General features: G+C 74.9%; 16 protein-coding genes. 8 read left to right on the forward strand and 8 right to left on the reverse strand.

Annotation, left to right across the window (positions count from 1 at the left end; translation table 11 throughout):
- Positions 1-90 precede the first annotated feature (90 nt).
- A complete protein-coding gene (gene treZ, locus AC02VZ_RS05030) occupies positions 91-1836 on the reverse strand; it encodes a malto-oligosyltrehalose trehalohydrolase (RefSeq protein WP_432057881.1) in 1746 nt (581 codons plus the stop codon).
- 178 nt (positions 1837-2014) lie between these two features.
- Here treZ and AC02VZ_RS05035 point away from each other — a divergent pair, with 178 nt between their 5' ends.
- Together AC02VZ_RS05035 and AC02VZ_RS05040 are read left to right on the forward strand one after the other, a co-directional pair.
- Complete coding sequence (locus AC02VZ_RS05035; protein ID WP_476474618.1) at positions 2015-2566, forward strand: FHA domain-containing protein; 552 nt, start codon at positions 2015-2017, stop codon at positions 2564-2566.
- 200 nt (positions 2567-2766) lie between these two features.
- Positions 2767-3273: an SSI family serine proteinase inhibitor gene (locus tag AC02VZ_RS05040; RefSeq protein ID WP_476474619.1), complete on the forward strand. Its 507-nt coding sequence runs from the start codon at positions 2767-2769 to the stop codon at positions 3271-3273.
- Between the two features lie 30 nt (positions 3274-3303).
- Here AC02VZ_RS05040 and AC02VZ_RS05045 read toward each other — a convergent pair whose 3' ends face one another.
- From AC02VZ_RS05045 to glgX, 3 genes are all read right to left on the reverse strand, one after another.
- A complete protein-coding gene (locus AC02VZ_RS05045; RefSeq protein WP_476474740.1) occupies positions 3304-4554 on the reverse strand; it encodes a M14 family zinc carboxypeptidase in 1251 nt (416 codons plus the stop codon).
- 135 nt (positions 4555-4689) lie between these two features.
- Complete coding sequence (treY, locus tag AC02VZ_RS05050) at positions 4690-7083, reverse strand: malto-oligosyltrehalose synthase (RefSeq protein ID WP_476474620.1); 2394 nt, start codon at positions 7081-7083, stop codon at positions 4690-4692.
- Between the two features lie 91 nt (positions 7084-7174).
- Positions 7175-9463 carry a glycogen debranching protein GlgX gene (gene glgX, locus AC02VZ_RS05055; RefSeq protein ID WP_476474621.1) on the reverse strand — a complete coding sequence of 763 codons (2289 nt, stop codon included), beginning with the start codon at positions 9461-9463 and terminating at the stop codon, positions 7175-7177.
- Positions 9464-9869: 406 nt separating this feature from the next.
- Between glgX and AC02VZ_RS05060 the strand changes: the two genes are divergently transcribed.
- Both AC02VZ_RS05060 and AC02VZ_RS05065 read left to right on the forward strand, forming a co-directional pair.
- Positions 9870-11108: an SAV2148 family HEPN domain-containing protein gene (locus AC02VZ_RS05060; RefSeq protein ID WP_432057887.1), complete on the forward strand. Its 1239-nt coding sequence runs from the start codon at positions 9870-9872 to the stop codon at positions 11106-11108.
- Between the two features lie 220 nt (positions 11109-11328).
- Positions 11329-12060, forward strand: a complete 732-nt coding sequence (locus AC02VZ_RS05065; RefSeq protein WP_432057888.1) for a 3'-5' exonuclease — start codon at positions 11329-11331, stop codon at positions 12058-12060.
- 128 nt (positions 12061-12188) lie between these two features.
- Here AC02VZ_RS05065 and AC02VZ_RS05070 read toward each other — a convergent pair whose 3' ends face one another.
- A complete protein-coding gene (locus AC02VZ_RS05070; RefSeq protein WP_476474741.1) occupies positions 12189-13052 on the reverse strand; it encodes a phosphotransferase enzyme family protein in 864 nt (287 codons plus the stop codon).
- A 147-nt stretch (positions 13053-13199) separates the two neighbouring features.
- On the opposite strand from AC02VZ_RS05070, the gene AC02VZ_RS05075 reads away from it, so the two are divergent.
- The 4 genes from AC02VZ_RS05075 (at position 13200) to AC02VZ_RS05090 (ending at position 16762) form a co-directional block, all read left to right on the forward strand.
- A complete protein-coding gene (locus AC02VZ_RS05075; RefSeq protein ID WP_476474622.1) occupies positions 13200-14402 on the forward strand; it encodes a glycosyltransferase in 1203 nt (400 codons plus the stop codon).
- Between the two features lie 562 nt (positions 14403-14964).
- Positions 14965-15513 (forward strand): DUF1697 domain-containing protein, encoded by a 549-nt coding sequence (locus AC02VZ_RS05080; protein WP_476474623.1) that lies wholly within the window; start codon positions 14965-14967, stop codon positions 15511-15513.
- A complete protein-coding gene (locus AC02VZ_RS05085) occupies positions 15506-15880 on the forward strand; it encodes a nuclear transport factor 2 family protein (protein ID WP_432057892.1) in 375 nt (124 codons plus the stop codon). The genes AC02VZ_RS05080 and AC02VZ_RS05085 overlap by 8 nt, the downstream gene beginning before the upstream one ends.
- Positions 15881-16132: 252 nt before the next feature.
- Positions 16133-16762, forward strand: a complete 630-nt coding sequence (locus AC02VZ_RS05090) for a mycothiol-dependent nitroreductase Rv2466c family protein (RefSeq protein ID WP_432057893.1) — start codon at positions 16133-16135, stop codon at positions 16760-16762.
- A 97-nt stretch (positions 16763-16859) separates the two neighbouring features.
- Here AC02VZ_RS05090 and AC02VZ_RS05095 read toward each other — a convergent pair whose 3' ends face one another.
- From AC02VZ_RS05095 to AC02VZ_RS05105, 3 genes are read right to left on the reverse strand one after another with little or no spacing between them, the layout of a single operon-like run.
- Positions 16860-17597, reverse strand: coding sequence for a sirohydrochlorin chelatase (locus AC02VZ_RS05095; RefSeq protein WP_476474624.1), 738 nt, complete (start codon positions 17595-17597; stop codon positions 16860-16862).
- 8 nt (positions 17598-17605) lie between these two features.
- Positions 17606-18496, reverse strand: a complete 891-nt coding sequence (locus AC02VZ_RS05100; RefSeq protein ID WP_432057895.1) for an ABC transporter permease — start codon at positions 18494-18496, stop codon at positions 17606-17608.
- Positions 18483-19298: an ABC transporter ATP-binding protein gene (locus AC02VZ_RS05105; protein ID WP_476474625.1), complete on the reverse strand. Its 816-nt coding sequence runs from the start codon at positions 19296-19298 to the stop codon at positions 18483-18485. The genes AC02VZ_RS05100 and AC02VZ_RS05105 overlap by 14 nt, the downstream gene beginning before the upstream one ends.
- Between the last annotated feature and the right edge of the window lie 33 nt (positions 19299-19331).

The following is a 19331-nucleotide window of genomic DNA, read 5'->3' on the forward strand; positions in this document are numbered from 1 at the left end:
TACCGCCCGGCCGCCTGGGACACGCGCACCGACTGCCCGGCCGCCCGAACCACCCGCACTGTGCGGCCCGCCGCACACCGAGCGGCGCCCTCAGTCCTGGAGCAGCACGACCGCCGACTCGGCGGGCACGTGCAGCACACCGTCCGGCCCCGGGGCGTCGACCGGTTCCCACGCGGCCAGCACCCGCGCGTGCGGGGCGCCCAGGGCGATCGCGGCGGGCTCGTCGGCGAGGTTCACGGCGACCAGCACGTCACCGCGCCGGAACGCCAGCCAGCGGCGTTCCTCGTCGAAGGCCACCTTGGTGTCGGCCAGGTCGGGGTCGGTGAGGTCCGGCTGTTGTCCGCGCACGGCGATCAGCCGCCGGTACCAGTCCAGCACCCGCGCGTGCGGCTCGCGTTCCGGCTCGGACCAGTCCAGGCACGAGCGCTCGCGGGTCGCCGGGTCCTGCGGGTCGGGCACCTCCCGCGCCGTCCAGCCGTGCGCCGCGAACTCCCGCCGCCGGCCCTCGCTCACCGCCTGGGCGAGCGCGGCGTCGGTGTGGTCGGTGAAGAACTGCCAGGGCGTGCCCGCCGCCCACTCCTCGCCCATGAACAGCATGGGCGTGAAGGGCGCCGTCAGGGTGAGCGCTGCCGCCACGGCCAGCCGCCCCGGGGACACCAGCGCGGCCAGCCGGTCGCCCCGGGCGCGGTTGCCGACCTGGTCGTGGGTCTGGCTGTAGCCGAGCAGCCGGTGCCCGGCGACCCGGGTGCGGTCCAGCGGCCGGCCGTGGTGGCGGCCCCGGAAGCTGGAGTACGTGCCGTCGTGGAAGAACCCCCCGGTGAGGGTCTTGGCGAGGGCGGCGAACGGGGCGCGCGCGAAGTCGGCGTAGTAGCCCTGCGACTCGCCGGTCAGCGCGGTGTGCAGGGCGTGGTGGAAGTCGTCGTTCCACTGCGCGTGCACCCCGAGGCCGCCGTCCGGGCGGGGCGTGATCACCCGCGGGTCGTTCAGGTCCGACTCGGCGACCAGGAACAGCGGACGGCCCGTCTCCGCGGCGAGGGTGTCCACGGCCTGGGACAGCTCCTCCAGGAAGTGGTACGCCCGGGTGTCCACCAGGGCGTGCACCGCGTCCAGGCGCAGCCCGTCGATCCGGTAGTCCCGCAGCCACGCCAGCGCGCTGTCGGTCAGGTAGGCGCGCACCTCGTCCGAGCCGGGGGCGTCCAGGTTGACCGCCGAGCCCCACGGGGTGTGGTGCGTGTCCGTGAAGTACGGCCCGAACTCGGGCAGGTAGTTGCCGGACGGCCCGAGGTGGTTGTGCACCACGTCCAGGACCACGCCCAGGCCCAGCGCGTGCGCCCGGTCGACGAAGCGTTTCAGCCCCTCCGGGCCGCCGTACGGCTCGTGCACGGCCCACAGCGACACGCCCTCGTACCCCCAGCCGTGCCGTCCCGGGAAGGGGCACACGGGCATCAGTTCCACGTGCGTGACGCCCAGCTCCGCGAGGTGGCCGAGCCGGTCCGCGGCGGCGTCGAACGTGCCCTCGCGCGTGTACGTGCCCACGTGCAGCTCGTACAGCACGGCTCCCGGCAGCGGGCGTCCGCCCCACGGCGTCCGCCAGTCGTACCGGTCGTGGTCGACGACCGCGCTGAGCCCGTCCGGGCCGTCCGGCTGGCGGCGCGAGCGCGGATCGGGCCGCACCGGGCCGCCGTCCAGCGAGAAGCCGTACCGCGAGCCGTCCCGCGCGTCGGCCTCCCCCCGCCACCACCCCTCCCGCCGCGCGTCACGCTCCAGCGCGTGGGTGACGCCGTCGCACTCGAGCGTCACACGGCCGGCCTGTGGTGCCCACACCTCGAACTGCACGGACGGTTCCCCTTCGTCTGCTCACCGTGACGTAGCCCGTCCATCGTGCGGTATCCGCGATCAATCCGCCGGTGGATTCGCCCTTTTGCGGCCGGTGTCGCCGAACGGCGGGCCCCTGCCGGGCGTCCGTCCCCCGCTTTCTGGACAGGCGGGGCCGCGCTGACCGACAATTCCGTGCGTGACGTCGTCCTTCGAGTTCAACACGTACCCCGCGCGGTTGTCCGACGCGGAGCGCGACCAGGCGCTGAAGGTGCTGCGGGACGGCGCCGCCTCCGGCCGGCTGTCCCACGACACCTTCGTGCGGCGCATGGAACTCGCCCTCGCCGCCCGCCGGCCCGAGGAACTCGCCGTGCTCACCGCCGACCTGCGGACCGAGGGCCGGGTGTCCCGGCTGGTGTTCGGCACCGTGGAGGCGGTCTCCGGGTTCGGGGTGCGGCTGCGCCGGGCCTGGCAGGCGGAGCGGCTGCCCAAGCTGCTGCTGCCGCACCCGCGGACGGGCCACCCGCTGCGCATCGGCCGCGACCCCGCCAACGGGCTGCGGCTCAACCACGAGACGGTCTCCCGCGTGCACGCCGAACTGCGCCACCAGGGCGGCCTGTGGGTGCTGCGGGACCTGGGGTCGACCAACGGCACCACGGTCAACGGGCGGCGGGTCGTCGGCGCGGCCGTCGTCCGCGAGGGCGACCAGGTCGGCTTCGGGCGGATGACGTACCGGCTCTCGGCGGACTGACCGCGCCGTCCGCCCGGGGCCGACTGACGCCGCGCGCCGTCGGCCCTCCGTTACCGGCCGAGGCCGTGCCGTCCGTCTTCCGCGACCGGCCGGGGCCGCGCCCTCCGCACTCCGGGGCCCGATGCCCGCGCCGCTCACCGGAGCCTCCCGTTCGGGTGACCCGGGTGCGGTCGGAGCCCCCTCGTGCCGATGCATCGGGCATGACGCACATCTCAGCCCACACGCGACGCGCCACCGGAGCGGCACACCAGACCGGGCCGACCGGGCCGACCGGGGCGGGCCGCGGCCCGCGGCCCGCGAGGGGCGCGCGAGCGCTGCGGGGCGCCCTGCTCGCGGCGGTCGCCCTCCTCACCTGTGCCACCCCCGTCCAGGCGGCCCCCGCCTCCGCCGTCCCCGACAACTGGCTCTACCTCACCGTCGAACCGGGCGAGGCCCCCACCGCCGCCGCCCCGGGCACCCTGCTGCTGTGCGACCCGCCCCGGGGCCACCGGCGGGCCGCCGACGCCTGCGCCGAACTGGACGCCGCGGACGGCCGTATCGCCGGCATCCCGGCCAAGGACGTGATGTGCACGATGGTCCACGCCCCGGTCACCGTCCAGGCGCACGGCAGGTGGCGGGGCCGCCCGGTGGCGTACACCGAGACCTTCCCCAACGCCTGTGTGATGGCCGCCCGGACGGGCTCGGTCTTCACCGCGGACGGGCCGTAGGCCCCGGGGCGCAGGAGACCGCGGGCGCTCTCAGAGCGCCCGCTCGCGCGCGTGGAGGGCCGCCGCCACCACGGCGCGCGACTGGTGCTCGACCTGGTGCTCCACGGGCACCCAACGGGCCCGGAACCGCACGGCGAAGGCGTCGCTCCACGACGCCACCAGGTGCTCCAGCCGGGCCGCCGCCCGCGCGTCGCTGTCGCGCAGCGCCCGCAGCAGCATGGCCGCCGCCCGCAGCGGCACCCGCCGGGCGAACGCGTCCACACTGCCGACGTACGCCCGGGTGCCGTCGGCGGGCGGGGTGCGCACCAGGTCGGCGGCCAGCCCCGGCACCAGCTCCAGTCCCCACGTCGCCGCCCGCAGCAGCGGGCCGCCGCCGGACTCCGGGCGGGGCCGCGCCTGCTCCAGGACCCGCCGCACCGTCTCCGCGTCCCGCAGCAGCCGGTGCGACAGGTGCCGCAGCGCCGCCGCCGGCGCCGGGTGCGGCGCGGGGTCGTCCACCAGGTCGCTCGCCCACATCGGCACCTCCACCACGGCGGTCAGGCCGCCGTACCGGTGGGCGTGGTACCAGGTGCTGTGCCGGGCGTCGTCCGGCAGGCTCGGATACGCCGGGCCGGCCTCCACCGCCGGCATCACGTGCACGCCCGGTCCGGAGGCCGGCCAGCCCGCGGCGTCCGAGGCGCCGGTCTCCACCGGAATGTGCAGTTGGGCCGCCGACTTGCCGAACGGCTCCGACAACCCGGGCAGGTCCCGCGTCAACTGCACCCAGCTGCCGCCCAGTTCGGTGCCGTGCAGCGACACCTGGAGGTAGGGCCGCAGCTCGTCGATGACACCGGTCAGCGCCCGGGTCTCCGGCGGCAGCCGGTCCGGCGGCAGCAACGAGGGCGCCCACTCGGGCTGTTCGGGGCCCGCCGGGCGGAAGAAACCGAGGTGGTAGTCGTACAGGCTGCGCGGCGGCGAGGTGACGTGGAGGCTCGCCCCGTCCGGGTCGGCGCACAGCAGGAAGTGCCAGGACGTGCCGTCCCGCAGCTCCGCCTCGGCCAGCACCCGCCGCGCCAGGGCGAGCAGCGTGCCGCCCCCGGCCGGTTCGTTGGCGTGGGCGCCGGCCACCACCAGGACGGCGGGCTCGGCACGGCCCACGGACAGCAGGTACAGCGGCCGTCCCCCGCGGGACACCCCCACCTGCCGCAGGGCGCACAGACCGGGCCGCCGGCCGGCCAGCAGGCGGGCGGCCGACTCCAGTTCGGCCACCGTCGGGTAGCGCAGCTCCGGCAGCAGACCCACCCCCCGTCGCATCCGCCCGACCTCGCAATCCGCAGTACCGCACGGTCACGGACCGCTGTCAAGGGTGGGCCCGGCGGAGTGCTCCGGGGCGCTCGGAGCACTCCACCGGGCGCGTCCCGCGACCCCGCGCGGACGTCACGCCCCGCCGCCCGCGTCCCCTCCGTCCGGCGCGCCGTCGACCCGCTCCAGCAGGGCCACCGGCCACCGCTCGAAGAGGTCGGCCGCGCGCACCTCGCCCGTGAACTCCCGCCCCGGCGCGAGCAGATCCGCCCACCGGCCCGGCGGCAGCGGCAGCCGGGTCTCCCGCCAGCCGCCCGCCTCCGCCAGCCGCAGCGACAACCGGGTCACGGCGGTGAGCACCCGCCCGGAGCGCACGAACGCCACGCAGTGCGCGGCGGCCGGCCCGTCCGCGGCCAGCGGCTCGTACGACGCCCGGTCGCCGAACACCTCCGGCCGCCGCGCCCGCACGTCCAGCGCCGCCCGCGTCACCGTCTCCTTCGCCCCCTCGGGAGGCACCGGACCGGCGGGGAAGTCCACCGTGCGGCGGTTGTCGGGGTCGACCAGGGCCCGGTACTCGGCCTCCGTCCCCTGGTAGACGTCCGGCACGCCCGGCATCGTCAGGTGGACCAGGGCGGCGCCCAGCACGTTGGCCGCCACGTGCGGTTCCAGCGCCTCCCGGAAGGCCGTCACCCGCTCGCCGGGCACCCCGCAGGGGCCCTCCGTCACGAACCGCCGCACCGCCTCCTCGTAGGGCGGCTCCTGCTCGGTCCAGCTGGTGTACATCCCGGCCTCGCGGACGTGCTTCAGCAGCGCCCCGTGCACCCGGTCCGGATCCGCCGGGCCCAGCCCGAAGACCGTCTGCCAGGCCGCCCACGCCAGCTGCGCGTCCGGCACGCCGGAGCCCGTACGGGAGACCTCCGCCAGCACGTCCGCCCAGCGCTCCGGGCACTCGGTCAGCACGTTCAGCGCGGCCCGTACGTCGGCGCTGCGCTTGGTGTCGTGGGTGGAGACGACGGTGCCGGTGGCGGGCCAGTCGCGCTGCAGCCGCGCGCAGTACGCGTGGAACTCCTCCGGGGACACCGCCGGACGCCCCGGTTCGCCGCCCACCTCGGTCGCCGACAGCAGCGGCACATAGCGGTAGAACGCGGTGTCCTCCACGGACTTGGCCCGCAGCGCCGACGCGGTCTGCGCGAACCGCGTACGGAACTCCACGTGCGCGGGCCCGTCCCCGTACCGTCCGAGCACCAGGTCCCGTACGACGTCCACCGCCCCGGCCTCCTCGGGCACCGTGAACGCGAGCCGGGCCTCGGCCGCGGCCTCCTCGGTGACGACCCGGGCCGCGTCCGCGGAGCCGTACGGACGGTACACCTCCAGCCGGACCAGCAGCTCCCGCAGCGCGGTGCGCAGCGCCCAGGGCGCGCGGTCGCGCAGGGCGGGCTCGGGGGAGGTCCCGCACAGCCGGACCGCCACCCGGGTGAGCCGGTCGACCTCGGCGGCCAGCTCGTGGGCGAGCACCGTGTAGGCGGCGCGCCGCACCGTCGCGGCCCAGTCGCCGCCCCGGTCGGTCTGCGGGGCCGCGAACCGGCGGTACCGGGCGAGCAGTTCGCCGAACCCGGCCGGGTCGGTGAACAGGCCGTCGATCCGGCGCAGCGCGTCGTAGCCGGTGGTGCCGGCGACCGGCCAGGAGGCGGGCAGCGGCTCGTCGTCGGCGAGGATCTTCTCCACGACCGTCCACCGCCCCCCGGACGCCTCGTGCAGCCGCCGCAGGTAGCCGTCCGGGTCGGCGAGTCCGTCGGGGTGGTCCACGCGCAGCCCGTCGATCACCCCCTCGTGCAGCAGTGCGAGGATCTTCGCGTGCGTGGCCTCGAACACCTCCGGGTCCTCCACCCGCACCCCGATCAGCTCGGAGATGCTGAAGAACCGCCGGTAGTTCAGCTCCGTGCGGGCCAGCCGCCACCAGGCGAGCCGGTACCACTGGGCGTCCAGCAGCTCCGGCAGCGGCAGGTCCCCGGTGCCCTCGCGCAGCGGGAAGGCGTGGTCGTGGTAGCGGAGCACGTCGCCGTCGGCCGTGAGGCCGTCCAGCTCCTCGCCGAGCGGGCCGCCCAGCACCGGCAGCAGCACCCGGCCGTCCTGGGCCTGCCAGTCGATGTCGAACCACCGGGCGTACCGGGAGGTGGGGCCCTCGCGCAGCACGTCCCACAGGGCGCCGTTGTGGCGCGGCGCCATCGCCATGTGGTTGGGGACGATGTCCACCACCAGGCCGAGGCCGTGCTCGCGCGCGGTGCGGGACAGGGCCCGCAACCCCTCCTCCCCGCCCAGTTCCCCGCGCACCCGCGCGTGGTCCACGACGTCGTAGCCGTGCGCCGAGCCCGGCACGGCCTCCAGGACGGGGGACAGGTGCAGGTGGGACACGCCGAGCGAGGCCACGTACGGCACGGCGGCCGCCGCGGCCCCGAACGGGAAGTCCGGCTGCAGCTGCAGCCGGTAGGTCGCCGTGGGCAGCACCGGATCAGGTCGCTGAGGGGTCATGCACAGCTACGTACCCGGCCCGGCGGTTTTCCTGTCATCCGCGCCGCCGCTCGGGCCACCCGTCGCCCCGTACGGGTGGCCCGGGGCGCGGCTACGCGGGCCGTTGCAGCACGGTCAGGCTCCGTTCGGGCAGGGTCAGCCGGTCACCCGCGTCGGCCGTCGCCCCGGTGCCGGGAGGGACGCCGTCCGCGCGGGCGGTGTCGACCACCACCTGCCACTGCCGCCCGTGGTCGACCGGCACCACGAAGTCCAGCGGCTTGGGGGAGGCGTTGAACATCAGCAGGAAGGAGTCGTCCGTGATGCGCTCCCCCCGCTGGCCGGGCTCGGAGATCGCGTTGCCGTTGAGGAACACGGTCAGCGCCGACGCCCGCGCCGAGTCCCAGTCCCGCTGGGTCATCTCCGCGCCCTCCGGAGTGAACCAGGCGATGTCGGACAGGTCGTCGTGGGTGCCCTCCACGGGGCGGCCGTGGAAGAAGCGGCGCCGCCGGAAGACCGGGTGGTCCTTGCGCAGCCACACCATGGCCCGGGTGAACTCCAGCATCTGCCGCCGCAGGTCGTCGGCGGGGTCGGTGCCGTCCGTGCCGGCCGTCGTGTTCCCGGAGTCCGCGGTCCCGTCGACCTCCCCGGTGCCACGAAAGCCGTCCGGGCCGCCCCGGTCCCGGCCGCCCCCGGCGTCCGGGGTGTCCGGGGTGTCCGGGGCGCCCGGGGTGGCTCCGGAGCCGTCGGTGTCCTGCCCCGGCCAGTCCAGCCAGGCGATCTCGTTGTCCTGGCAGTAGGCGTTGTTGTTGCCGCGCTGGGTGCGCGCCAGCTCGTCGCCGTGACTGAGCATCGGCACGCCCTGGGACAGCATCAGGGTGGCGATGAAGTTGCGCATCTGCCGGGCCCGCAGCCGCAGCACGTCCGGGTCGTCGGTGTCGCCCTCGGCACCGCAGTTCCAGGACCGGTTGTGGCTCTCGCCGTCCCGGTTGTCCTCGCCGTTGGCCTCGTTGTGCTTGTCGTTGTACGACACCAGGTCGTGCAGCGTGAAGCCGTCGTGACAGGTGACGAAGTTGATCGAGGCCAGCGGCCGGCGCCCGTCGTCCTGGTACAGGTCGGAGGAGCCGGTGAGCCGGGAGGCGAACTCCGCGAGCGCCCGCGGCTCGCCCCGCCACAGGTCCCGGACGGTGTCGCGGTACTTGCCGTTCCACTCGGTCCACAGCGGCGGGAAGTTGCCCACCTGGTAGCCGCCCTCGCCCAGGTCCCACGGCTCGGCGATCAGCTTGACCTGGGAGACCACCGGGTCCTGCTGCACCAGGTCGAAGAACGACGACAGCCGGTCCACCTCGTGGAACTGCCGGGCCAGCGTCGCCGCCAGGTCGAACCGGAAGCCGTCCACGTGCATCTCGGTGACCCAGTAGCGCAGCGAGTCCATGATCAGCTGCAGCACGTGCGGGGACCGCATGAGCAGCGAGTTCCCGGTTCCCGTGGTGTCCATGTAGTACCGCGGGTCGTCGGTCAGCCGGTAGTAGCGGGGGTTGTCGATGCCCTTGAAGGACAGGGTCGGGCCCAGGTGGTTGCCCTCGGCCGTGTGGTTGTAGACCACGTCGAGGATGACCTCGATCCCGGCCTCGTGCAGCGCCTTCACCGCCGACTTGAACTCCAGCACCTGCTGGCCCCGGTCGCCCCAGGACGCGTAGGCGTTGTGCGGTGCGAAGAAGCCGATGGTGTTGTAGCCCCAGTAATTGTTCAGACCCATGTCGACCAGCCGGTGGTCGTTGACGAACTGGTGCACCGGCATCAGCTCCAGCGCCGTCACCCCCAGCTCGGTCAGGTGCTCGATCACCGCCGGGTGCGCCAGCGCCGCGTAGGTGCCGCGCAGCTCCTCCGGCAGCCCCGGGTGGCGCATGGTGAGGCCCTTGACGTGGGCCTCGTAGATCACCGTGTGGTGGTACTCCGTCCGGGGGCGCCGGTCGTCGCCCCAGTCGAAGTACGGGTTGACCACGACCGACGTCATGGTGTGCGGCGCGGAGTCGAGATCGTTGCGCCGGTCGGGGTCGTCGAAGTGGTAGCCGTAGACCTCCTCACCCCAGTGGACCGCACCGCTGATCGCACGCGCGTACGGGTCGAGCAGCAGCTTCGCCGAGTTGCAGCGCAGCCCCCGCTCGGGGGCGTACGGCCCGTGCACCCGGAAGCCGTAGCGCTGCCCGGGCATGATCCCCGGCAGGTACGCGTGCCGCACGAACGCGTCGCTCTCCCGCAGCTCGATCGCCGTCTCGGAGCCGTCGTCGTGCAGCAGACACAGCTCTACTCGGTCCGCGGCCTCCGTGAAGACCGCGAAATTGGTGCCGGCGCCGTCGTACGTGGCACCGAGTGGATACGCTTCGCCAGGCCAGACCTGCATGGATACGACTCTTTCCGGTGTACGGCGCCGAGGGCGGCGCCTGGCTCCGAGTCTCCCCGAGTCTCCTTCGAAAATGAGGGAACCCTGCGACCTGTCGGACAGGCCCCCAGACATATGCCCACTCCGGGCCCGCCCGTGCATCCTCCGATCGGAGCGTCCCGGACGGGTCCGCACCGCACACGTGTGCGTCCGTGGCGCCGGTGACGCGAGGGGCGGCCGGGATCCCGGCCCGCGTGCCACTATGAGCCGGATCACTCACGGTCGGTCCGCAGGTACGGAACGATCGTGCGGAGTGCGGAAGTTGGGAAACGACCCGGCCCATCGGGCTGCACCGCGCGCCGCTTGCGGAGTAGTCTCCTTGATCGTCGGGACGGGGAGTCCCGGGGGAGCGGAAGGCGGTGCACGGGTGGGCTCGGGAGGGCTGGAGCTGCCCCCTGGTGACGAGGGTCACGAGGGGACCTCCACGGACGCCCCGCCGGGCGCGGTGTCCCTGGCACGGCCGATGGACGCGGGGTCGATCGGACCGGAGCTGGACTGGGACGGGGACGCCTGGCGGGAGGTCCGCACCCGCGCCCAGCGGGCGGGCCGCGCCTACATCTGGCTGAACCTCGTCGAGCAGCGGCTCCGCGCGGTCGTGGCCGCCGTCCTGCGGCCCGTCTACGAGCCCGTGCACGGCGACGAGTGGGTGGTCGCCGCCGCCGGCCCGGCCGGCCAGGAGTGGGTGCAGCGCGCGGTGGCGGTGCGCGAGGTCAGCCGCCGCAAGGGCTACCTGCTCGACCCGGCGGACGACAACGTGCTCTCCTTCCTCACACTGCCGCAGCTGCGCGAGCTGATGGTGCAGCACTGGCCGTGCTTCGAGCCGTACTTCGACGACCGGCGCGACGTCGAACTCGCCCTGGACGAGCTGGAGGTCACCCGCAACGTGGTCTCCCGCAACCGCGCCCTGTCCGAGGCCGTGCTGAACCAGGCGGAACGGGCCTCCGCCCGGCTGCTGGAGATGCTCGGCACCGGCGGCGACGTGCCCTCGGCGCGCCGGCTGCCCGTCGACGCGGTGGAGGACCTGGTCGGCGACCGGTACGCCGACGTGGTCGCCGTGCACCCCGACCGGGTGCGGCTGCTGCGGCAGTTCCCGGCCGAGGACATCTTCGGCGGTGCCCGCCGCCTGGACGCCCTGGGCATCGGCCTGAACCTGCTGGTGCAGAACTTCTCCGGCCGCCGGCTGGTGCGGCTGGCCGAGTCCGGCTGCCGGGTGCGGCTGCTGTTCCTCAACCCCGCCTCCAGCGCGGTCAAGCGCCGGGAGCGTGAACTCGGCCTCAAGCGCGGCGAACTGGCCCGCTCGGTCGAGATGAACATCCTGCACATGCGCCGGGTGCGGTCCCGGCTGCGGGACCCGGGCGCCTTCGAGATCCAGGTCTACGACGAGACCCCGCGCTGCACCGCCTACCTGGTGGACGGGGACGGCGCCGACGGCATCGCCGTGGTGCAGAACTACCTGCGCCGGGCCCGCGGGATGGAGGCGCCGGTGGTCGTCCTGCGCAACGGCACCAAGGTGGTCAAACCGGGCGAGGCGGAGGAGGCGGGCCTCTTCCCCACCTACCGCGAGGAGTTCGAGCAGATGTGGGCGGACTCGCGACCGGTGTCCTGAGCCCCGGACCGGCCGGGTGCCGTCGGGGGGAGGGCCCGTCGCCGTCGCCGGGGGGCCGGCCCGGGTGGGCCCGTGAAGCCGCCCGGGAGGGCCCGTCGCCGTCGCCCGGGTGCCGTCGGGGGAGGAGGGCCGGTGGCGGAGGGCGGACCTCCGGTTGTCAGTGGCGCGTGCGAGGGTGATGACCACTGGGGGAACGCACCACACAGAAGGGGGGCAGCCCATGGGCTGGCACCGGGAGCTGCTGATCGGCTTCGACCTGGAGACGACGGGGACCGACCCGCGCGAGGCACGCATCGTCACGGCCGCCGTCATCGAGGTCCGCGACGGGGAGCCGAGGGGCCGCCGCGAGTGGCTGGCCGACCCGGGGGTGCCCATCCCGCCGGACGCGGTCGCGGTGCACGGCATCAGTGACGCCCGCGCCGCCGCCGAGGGGCGTCCGGCCGACCAGGTCGCCGACGCCGTGGCCGACGTCCTCACGGGCTACTGGGAGACGGGCGTCCCGGTCGTGGCGTACAACGCGGCCTTCGACCTCAGCCTGCTCTCCGCCGAACTGCGCCGGTACGGCCTGCCGTCGCTGCGCGACCGGCTCGGCGGCAGGGACCCGGCGCCGGTCATCGACCCGTACACCATCGACCGCGCCGTCGACCGCTACCGCCGGGGCAAGCGGAACCTGGAAGCCGTCTGCGCGGAGTACGGCACAGCCCTCGACGCGGCCCACGACGCCACCGCCGACGCCCTCGCCGCCGCCCGGCTGGCCCGCGCGATAGCCGTCCGCCACCCCAAGGTGGCGGCGCTCGGCCCGGCGGAACTGCACCGCCGTCAGATCCGGTGGTACGCCGAGTGGGCGGCCGACTTCCAGGACTTCCTGCGCCGCAAGGGCGACGCGACGGCGACCGTGGACGGGACCTGGCCGCTGCGCGAGCCGGCCGGACAGCCGGTGCCGGGCGTCTGAGACACCGTGGGGCCGGCGGCCGTGCCGGGGCGGACGGGGGCGGTGCCGGGGCGGGCATCCGTGCGGCGGTGTGGCTCCGTGCCCGGGGCGGACGGCGGTGCGGGGGCGCGCGTCGCTGCCGGGGCGGGTCAGAAGGGGTACCAGCGGACGGTCGGGTCCCCGTCGCGCAGGGAGGCCACCCGGCGCCGGAACTCGGCCAGGGCCTTCGGGTTCTGCGGCGCGTGCTGGGCCACCCAGGCGCAGCTGGCCGTCTCCCGCGCGCCCCGCAGCACCGTGCACCCCTCCCACTCCCGCACGTCCCAGCCGTAGGTGCCGGTGAAGGAGAGGTACTCCTCCTCCGGCAGCGCGTACCGGTCGTGGGAGAGGGCCATGACGACGAGGTCGTGCTCCCGAAGGTCGCACGAGAAGGTCTCCAGGTCCACCAGCACCGGGCCGTCGGCCGAGACGTGCACGTTGCGCGGCAGCGCGTCCCCGTGGATCGGACCGCGCGGCAGACGGGGGGTCAGCCGGGCGGCGGCGGAGGCGAAACCGTCCCGCCGCTCGCGCAGGTAGGCCGCGTCCGCCGGGTCGATCGCGTCGCCCGCCAGCCGGAGCCAGCGCTCCACCCCGCCCAGCAGGTCCCGCGGCGGCAGCGCGAAGGGCGGTGCGGGCAGGGCGTGCACCAGCCGCAGCAGCTCCGCCACGTCGCGCGGGGCGGCGGGCCGTACCGGCTTGGGCAGCCGGTGCCACACCGTGACGGGATGGCCCTCCACCAGCCGGGCCCGGGGCTCGGCCGGACGCACCGCCGGCACGCCCTGCTCGGCCAGCCAGAGGGCGATGTCCAGCCCGCGGCGCGCCCGCTCCAGGAGCTCGGCGTCGCGGCCCACCTTGACGACCAGGTCACCGGCGCCGAACACCGCGTTCTCGCCGAGGGCCAGCAGCGTCGCGTCCCGTCCCCCACCGGGGAGCGTCTCCGACGCGGCCAGCACCTCCCGCGCCCGTGCCTCGTCCACCATCCGCCTCCGTGTCCGTTCTCGTGCGGCCCCGTGCGGCCGTCCGCACGGCGGCCAGTGTCGCATTGGCACAGGTCGCGCCGTGGACGCGGTACCCCGCACCCGAAAGACTGGACGAGACGTATCGTCTCGTGTAGCGTCGCGGTCATGACGCCACCCGCCGCACACATCGCCATGTTCTCCATCGCCGCCCACGGGCACGTGAACCCGAGCCTCGAGGTGATCCGCGAGCTCGTGGCACGGGGCCACCGGGTGACCTACGCGATCCCGCCGCAGTTCGCGGAGAAGGTCGCCGCGGTCGGCGCCGAACCCAAGGTGTGGAACAGCACGCTGCCGGGGCCCGACGCCGACCCCGAGGCGTGGGGCACCACCCTGCTCGACAACGTGGAGCCCTTCCTGGACGACGCCGTGCAGGCCCTCCCGCAGCTGACCGCCGCCTACGAGGGCGACACCCCCGACCTCGTGCTGCACGACATCGCCGCCTACCCGGCCCGTGTCCTCGCCCACCGCTGGGGCGTCCCCGCGGTCTCCCTCTCCCCGGCCATGGTCGCCTGGGAGGGATACGAACAGGAGGTCGCCGAGCCGATGTGGGCGGAACCGCGGAAGACCGAACGGGGCCGCGCCTACTACGCCCGCTTCCACGCCTGGCTGGAGGAGAACGGCATCACCGAGCACCCCGACTCCTTCGTCGGCCGCCCCGAGCGCTCCCTCGTCCTCATCCCCCGCGCCCTCCAGCCGAACGCCGACCGGGTCGACGACACGGCGTACACCTTCGTCGGGGCCTGCCAGGGCGACCGCAGCGGGGAGGGGGAGTGGCAGCGGCCCGCGGGCGCCGAGAAGGTGGTGCTGGTCTCCCTGGGGTCGTCCTTCACCAAGCAGCCCGCCTTCTACCGGGAGTGCGTCGAGGCGTTCGGCGGCCTGCCCGGCTGGCACCTGGTGCTCCAGATCGGCCGCCACGTCGACCCCGCCGAACTGGGGGAGCTGCCGGACGGCGTCGAGGTGCACTCCTGGGTGCCGCAGCTCGCGGTGCTGAAGCAGGCCGACCTGTTCGTCACCCACGCGGGCGCGGGCGGCAGCCAGGAGGGGCTGGCCACCGCCACCCCGATGATCGCCGTCCCGCAGGCCGTGGACCAGTTCGGCAACGCCGACCTGCTCCAGGGGCTCGGCGTCGCCCGGCACCTGCCCACCCAGGAGGCCACCGCCTCCCGTCTGCGGGCGGCGGCCCTGGAGCTGACCGGTGACCCGGAGGTCGCCCGGCGGCTGGAGCGGATCCGCGCGGAGATGGCCGAGGAGGGCGGCACCCGCCGCGCCGCCGACCTCATCGAGGCCGAACTCCCGGCCGGACGGTAGGCGCCGCGCGGCAGGCGGCGGCAGGCGGCGGGAGGGGCGCCGGAGGGAACGCCGGGGCGGACCCCGGCAGGGAGCCCCGGCCCGGACCTCTCCCGCGCCCGTACCCCGGCGCGGGGGCGGGGGTGCGGGGCCGAACCCCGTCCCGGGCCCCGCTGCGGCCCCTGACCCGGAACCGAGCCGCGGCCCGGGCATCCGCCCCGCCCACCGGCCTGCACCCGGACACGGGCGGGGCACGGCGCACCGGCCGGCACGCGGACAGACGGGACCCGGGGCACCGGCCGGGCCCCACCCCTTCCGCTCCCGGTCAGGCCCCGTCCGGGTCGTCCTGCACGCCGGACGCCCGCGGGCGCACGTCCTCCCCCCCGGCGCTCGTCGTGCGTGAGGTCGGGCAGCCGTCTCAGCCGCCTCGGCAGGTACCAGGGTGCACTCGCCCAGCAGGGCCATGACCGACGGGCGCGACGACGCCCGGATGACCGTGGCGTCGATCAGCACCGCCGCCGCGCGCGGACGCGACCGTCGTGCCCACCCCCACGCGGCACGACGGCCGCTCTATCGTGGGGGCATGGTGACGACGTACGCGGCGCTGCTGCGCGGGATCAACGTGGGCGGCGGCCGCAAGGTGCCGATGGCCGAACTGCGCACCCTGCTGGAGGGCCTCGGCCACACGGCCGTCCGCACCTACCTCCAGAGCGGTCAGGCGGTCTTCACCGCCGCCCGCGGCGACGAGGACTTACTCGCCGCCGAACTGACGGAGGCCGTCGAGGAGCACTTCGGCTTCCCCGTCGACATCATCGTCCGCGACCACGCCTACCTGCGCTCGGTGGTCGACGCCTGTCCCTTCCCCGCCGAGCGGCTGGAGGGCCGGCAGCTCCACGCCACCTACTTCTCCGCGCCCCTCGACCCCGAACGCCTCGCCGGCCTCGACGCCGAGGCCCATCGTCCCGAGGAGTTCCGCCTGGGCGACCGCGTGCTGTACCTGTACGTGCCCGACGGGCTGGGGCGGTCGAAGCTGGCGGAGCAACTGGCCCGGCCGCGCGTCACCCGCGGCGTGATCGCCACCACCCGGAACTGGAACACCGTCGTCAAACTCGTGGAGCTCACCCGTGCCTGAGCAGGACACCGCCGTGGACGCCGCCATCGAGGGCGAACTGAGGCTGCTGGACCCCGAGGTGCGCAGTTCGCCCGAACGGGTCGACGCGTTGCTGCACCCGGAGTTCTTCGAGTTCGGGGCGTCCGGGCGGGTCTGGGACCGCGCCGCGATCATCGAGGCGCTCACCCAGGAGGGCGACTCGGGGGCCCCGGCCGCCACGGTGTCCGCCATGAAGGCCGTCGAGATCGCCCCCGGCACGGTCCACCTCACCTTCGACACCGACCACAACGGCCGCCGCGCCCACCGCAGTTCGCTGTGGCGCCGCACGGAGCAGGGCTGGCGCCTCTACTTCCACCAGGGGACGCTGTTCCCGCCCGACGGCGACTGACGGCCTCCCCCGGGAGCGGGTCGGCGGTGGCGAAGAAGGAGGCCGGGACCGGCGGCCCGGCGGAACCGGATCGCCATCCGCCCCGGCGGCCGGGAAGGTGACGAGCGCCGTCAGGCGAGGGGGGACGGGGACGGCCCTGCGGACGGGCCGGACGGCCGGGCGGCCCCGACGACGCGTCACCTCAAGTGGACCGGGAAACGGATCCGGAAGTGGCCCGGGAGCCGGCGCCGTCCGGTGCCTACCGTCGACGGCATGACGCACACGACGCCCACCCCCGCCCCGACCCGGGTCGACTGCTGGTTCGACCCGGCCTGCCCCTTCGCCTGGATCACCTCCCGCTGGCTGCTGGAGGTGGAGCGGCACCGCCCGCTCGACCTGCGGTTCCGGGTGATGAGCCTGTACCTGCACAACGTGGGCAACGAACTGCCCGACTGGTACCGGGATCTGGTCGACCGGTCCCTCGGACCGGTCCGGGTGGCGGTGGCCGCCGCCGAGCGGCACGGCGAGAAGGTGCTGCGGGACCTGTACACCGCCTTCGGCACCCGGATCCACGAGCGGGGCGCGAAGGACTTCGACGCGGTGGTCGCAGAGTCCCTCGCCGAGCTGGGGCTGCCCGACGACCTGGCGGCGGCCGCCCACGACCCGGCCCACGACGACGCCGTCCGGCGCAGCCACGAGGCGGGCGTCGAACCGGAGTCGGGCGGCTACGTGGGCACGCCCACCCTGCACGTCGACGGAACGGTGTGGTTGGGGCCCGTGCTGCGGGCGGTCCCGCGCGGCGAGCGGGCGGTGGAGCTGTTCGACGCCTTCCAGGTGCTGGCCCGCGACCCGGACGTCTTCGAACTGAAGCGGACCCGCACCGGCGGCCTGTCCTTCGCCTGACGGCCCTCCCCCGGTCGGGAGCGCGATCAGCGGGGGCGCGCCTCCGGGGGCGCGAGGGGATCCGGCGGCCCGGGGTGCCCGGCGCCGGGGCCGGGTCTCAGGCCCCCAGCGCCGAGGGCAGCGGCGCCCGCGCCGCGTCGTACCGCTCCAGCAGCACCCGGGCCACCTCCGGGGCCGGGCCCAGCACGTCGGCCAGGACGTCCGCCCCGGCCGCGCCCCGCGCGATGCGGTCCGGCAGGAAACCGGGGGCCAGCACGTAGGGGGCGACCGCGACCCGGGCGTAGCCCAGCTCGCGCAGTTCCCGCACCACGTCCTCGGTGCGGGGCAGGGAGGCGGAGGCGAACGCAGGCCGCACGGCGCACCAACCGGTGTGCCGCCACTCCCGCGCGATGTCTGCGATCACTGCGATCGCCTCCGGGTCGGAGGACCCCGCCGACGCCAGGACGACGCCGGTCGAGGACCGGTCGGCGGGCCGGACGCCCGCCTCGTGCAGCCGCCGTTCCAGGGCCCGCAGCAGCAGCGGGGACGGGCCGAGCACGTCGGCCCGGTGGACGCGCAGCCGGGACGGCGCCTGGGCCAGCGCCGCCGGGAGGTCCGTCTTGGCGTGGAAGGCGCGGGTCAGCAGCAGCGGCAGGGCGACGACGTCCCGCACGCCCTCCGCGTCCAGCGACGCCAGGGCGCCCGGCACCGAGGGGACGTTGAACTCCAGGAACGCGGTCTCCACGCGCAGCCCGGGCCGCAGCGCCCGCACCCGGCGCACCAGGGCGTGCACGGTCGCGGCGTGCCGCGGGTCGCGGCTGCCGTGCGCGACGACGAGCAGGACGGGTCGGTGCATGACGTGCCTCAGCCCTTCACCAGCAGACCGCGGCTGCGCAGCACCCACCGCTCCAGCGGACTGAAGATCAGCAGGTCGATGGCGATGCCCACGGTCAGGATCAGCAGGATGGCCTCGAACACCATGGCCATGTCGCTGGCGTTGCGGCCGTTCTCCAGCAACTGGCCCAGGCCCACGCCCAGGTCGGGGAACGAGGCGATGATCTCGGCGGCCATCAGCGAGCGCCAGGAGAACGCCCAGCCCTGCTTCAGGCCCGCCACGTAGCCGGGGAGCGCCGCCGGCAGCACGACGTGCCAGGTGCCCTTGAGCCCGGTGGCGCCCAGGGTGCGCCCGGCCCGCAGGAACAGCGGGGACACCTGGTCCACTCCGGAGACCAGCCCGTTGGCGATGGAGGGGACCGCGCCGAGCAGGATCACCGCGTACATCATCTGGTTGTTCAGGCCCAGCCAGATCACGGCCGGCGGCACCCAGGCCACCGACGGCAGCGACTGCAGCCCGGACAGGATGGGGCCGATGGCCGCGCGCACGAACCTCACCCGCGCCACCAGCAGGCCCAGCGGGGTGCCGATCAGCAGCGCGAGGAGGAAGCCGAGCAGACCGCGCGACACACTGGTCCAGATGTAGCCGAGGAGTTCGCCCTCCAGCCACGCCCGCTCCAGCACCTGCCACACCGCGCCCGGCGAGGGCAGCTTGGTCGGGTCGTCGACGATCCGGAACGAGACCAGCGCCTGCCACACCGCCAGCACCAGGGCCACCGCGATCACCGGCGGGAGGATCTTCTCCCTGAACGTCTGCCGGAACGGCTTGCGGCCGGTCTGCACCGTCTCCAGCGCGTCGAGCCCGGCCTCCAGTCCGGCGAGGTCGCTCCCGTCCTTGGCGGTGGTGTCAGTGCTGGCCATGACGGCGGATCTCCCCACGGAGTTCTTCGGTGATCTCGACGGACAGTTCCGCGACGGCGGTGTCCTCGATGCGGCGCGGGTGCGGTATGTCCACCGTCCACTGGCGGGCGATCCGCCCCGGCCGGGAGGACAGCAGGACGACCCGCTGGGCGAGGCGCACCGCCTCGCGCACGTTGTGCGTGACGAACAGGACGGACAGCGGTCCGGTGGCGGAGCCGCCGGTGTTGGCGGTCCGCCAGATCCGGGTCAGCTCGTCGTGCAGCACGTCCCGGGTGATGGCGTCCAGCGCCGCGAACGGCTCGTCCATCAGCAGCAGCCGGCTCTCCTGGGCGAGTGCCCGCGCCATCGCCACCCGCTGGCGCATGCCGCCGGACAGCTCGTGCACCCGCTTGCCGTGCGCGCCCTTCAGCCGCACCAGTTCGAGCAGTTCCTCGGCCCGCTCCCGGCGCTCGGACTTCGCCACGCCCCGCAGCCTGAGGGCCAGTTCGATGTTCTTGCCCGCGGTCAGCCAGGGGAACAGGGCGTGTTCCTGGAACATCAGCGCGGGGCGGCCGTCGGTGGTGATGGTGCCCGCGCTGGGCCGGTCGAGACCGGCGACCAGGTTGAGCAGGGTGGACTTGCCGCAGCCCGAGGCACCCAGCAGGGTGACGAACTCGCCCGGCGCGACATCGAGGCTGATGCCGTCCAGCACGAGCTGCCGCCCTGCCGGGTTCGCGAACGACTTCGAGACGTGCTCGATCCGGGCGGCGTGCGTCGCCGTCACGGTGCCGTCGGCGGCCCTGGCGAGCGTGGTCGTGGCCATGGTCGTCACCTCCTGGGAGTGGTCGGGGTCGGG

It is taken from the genome of Streptomyces sp. 3-6 (assembly GCF_056323165.1).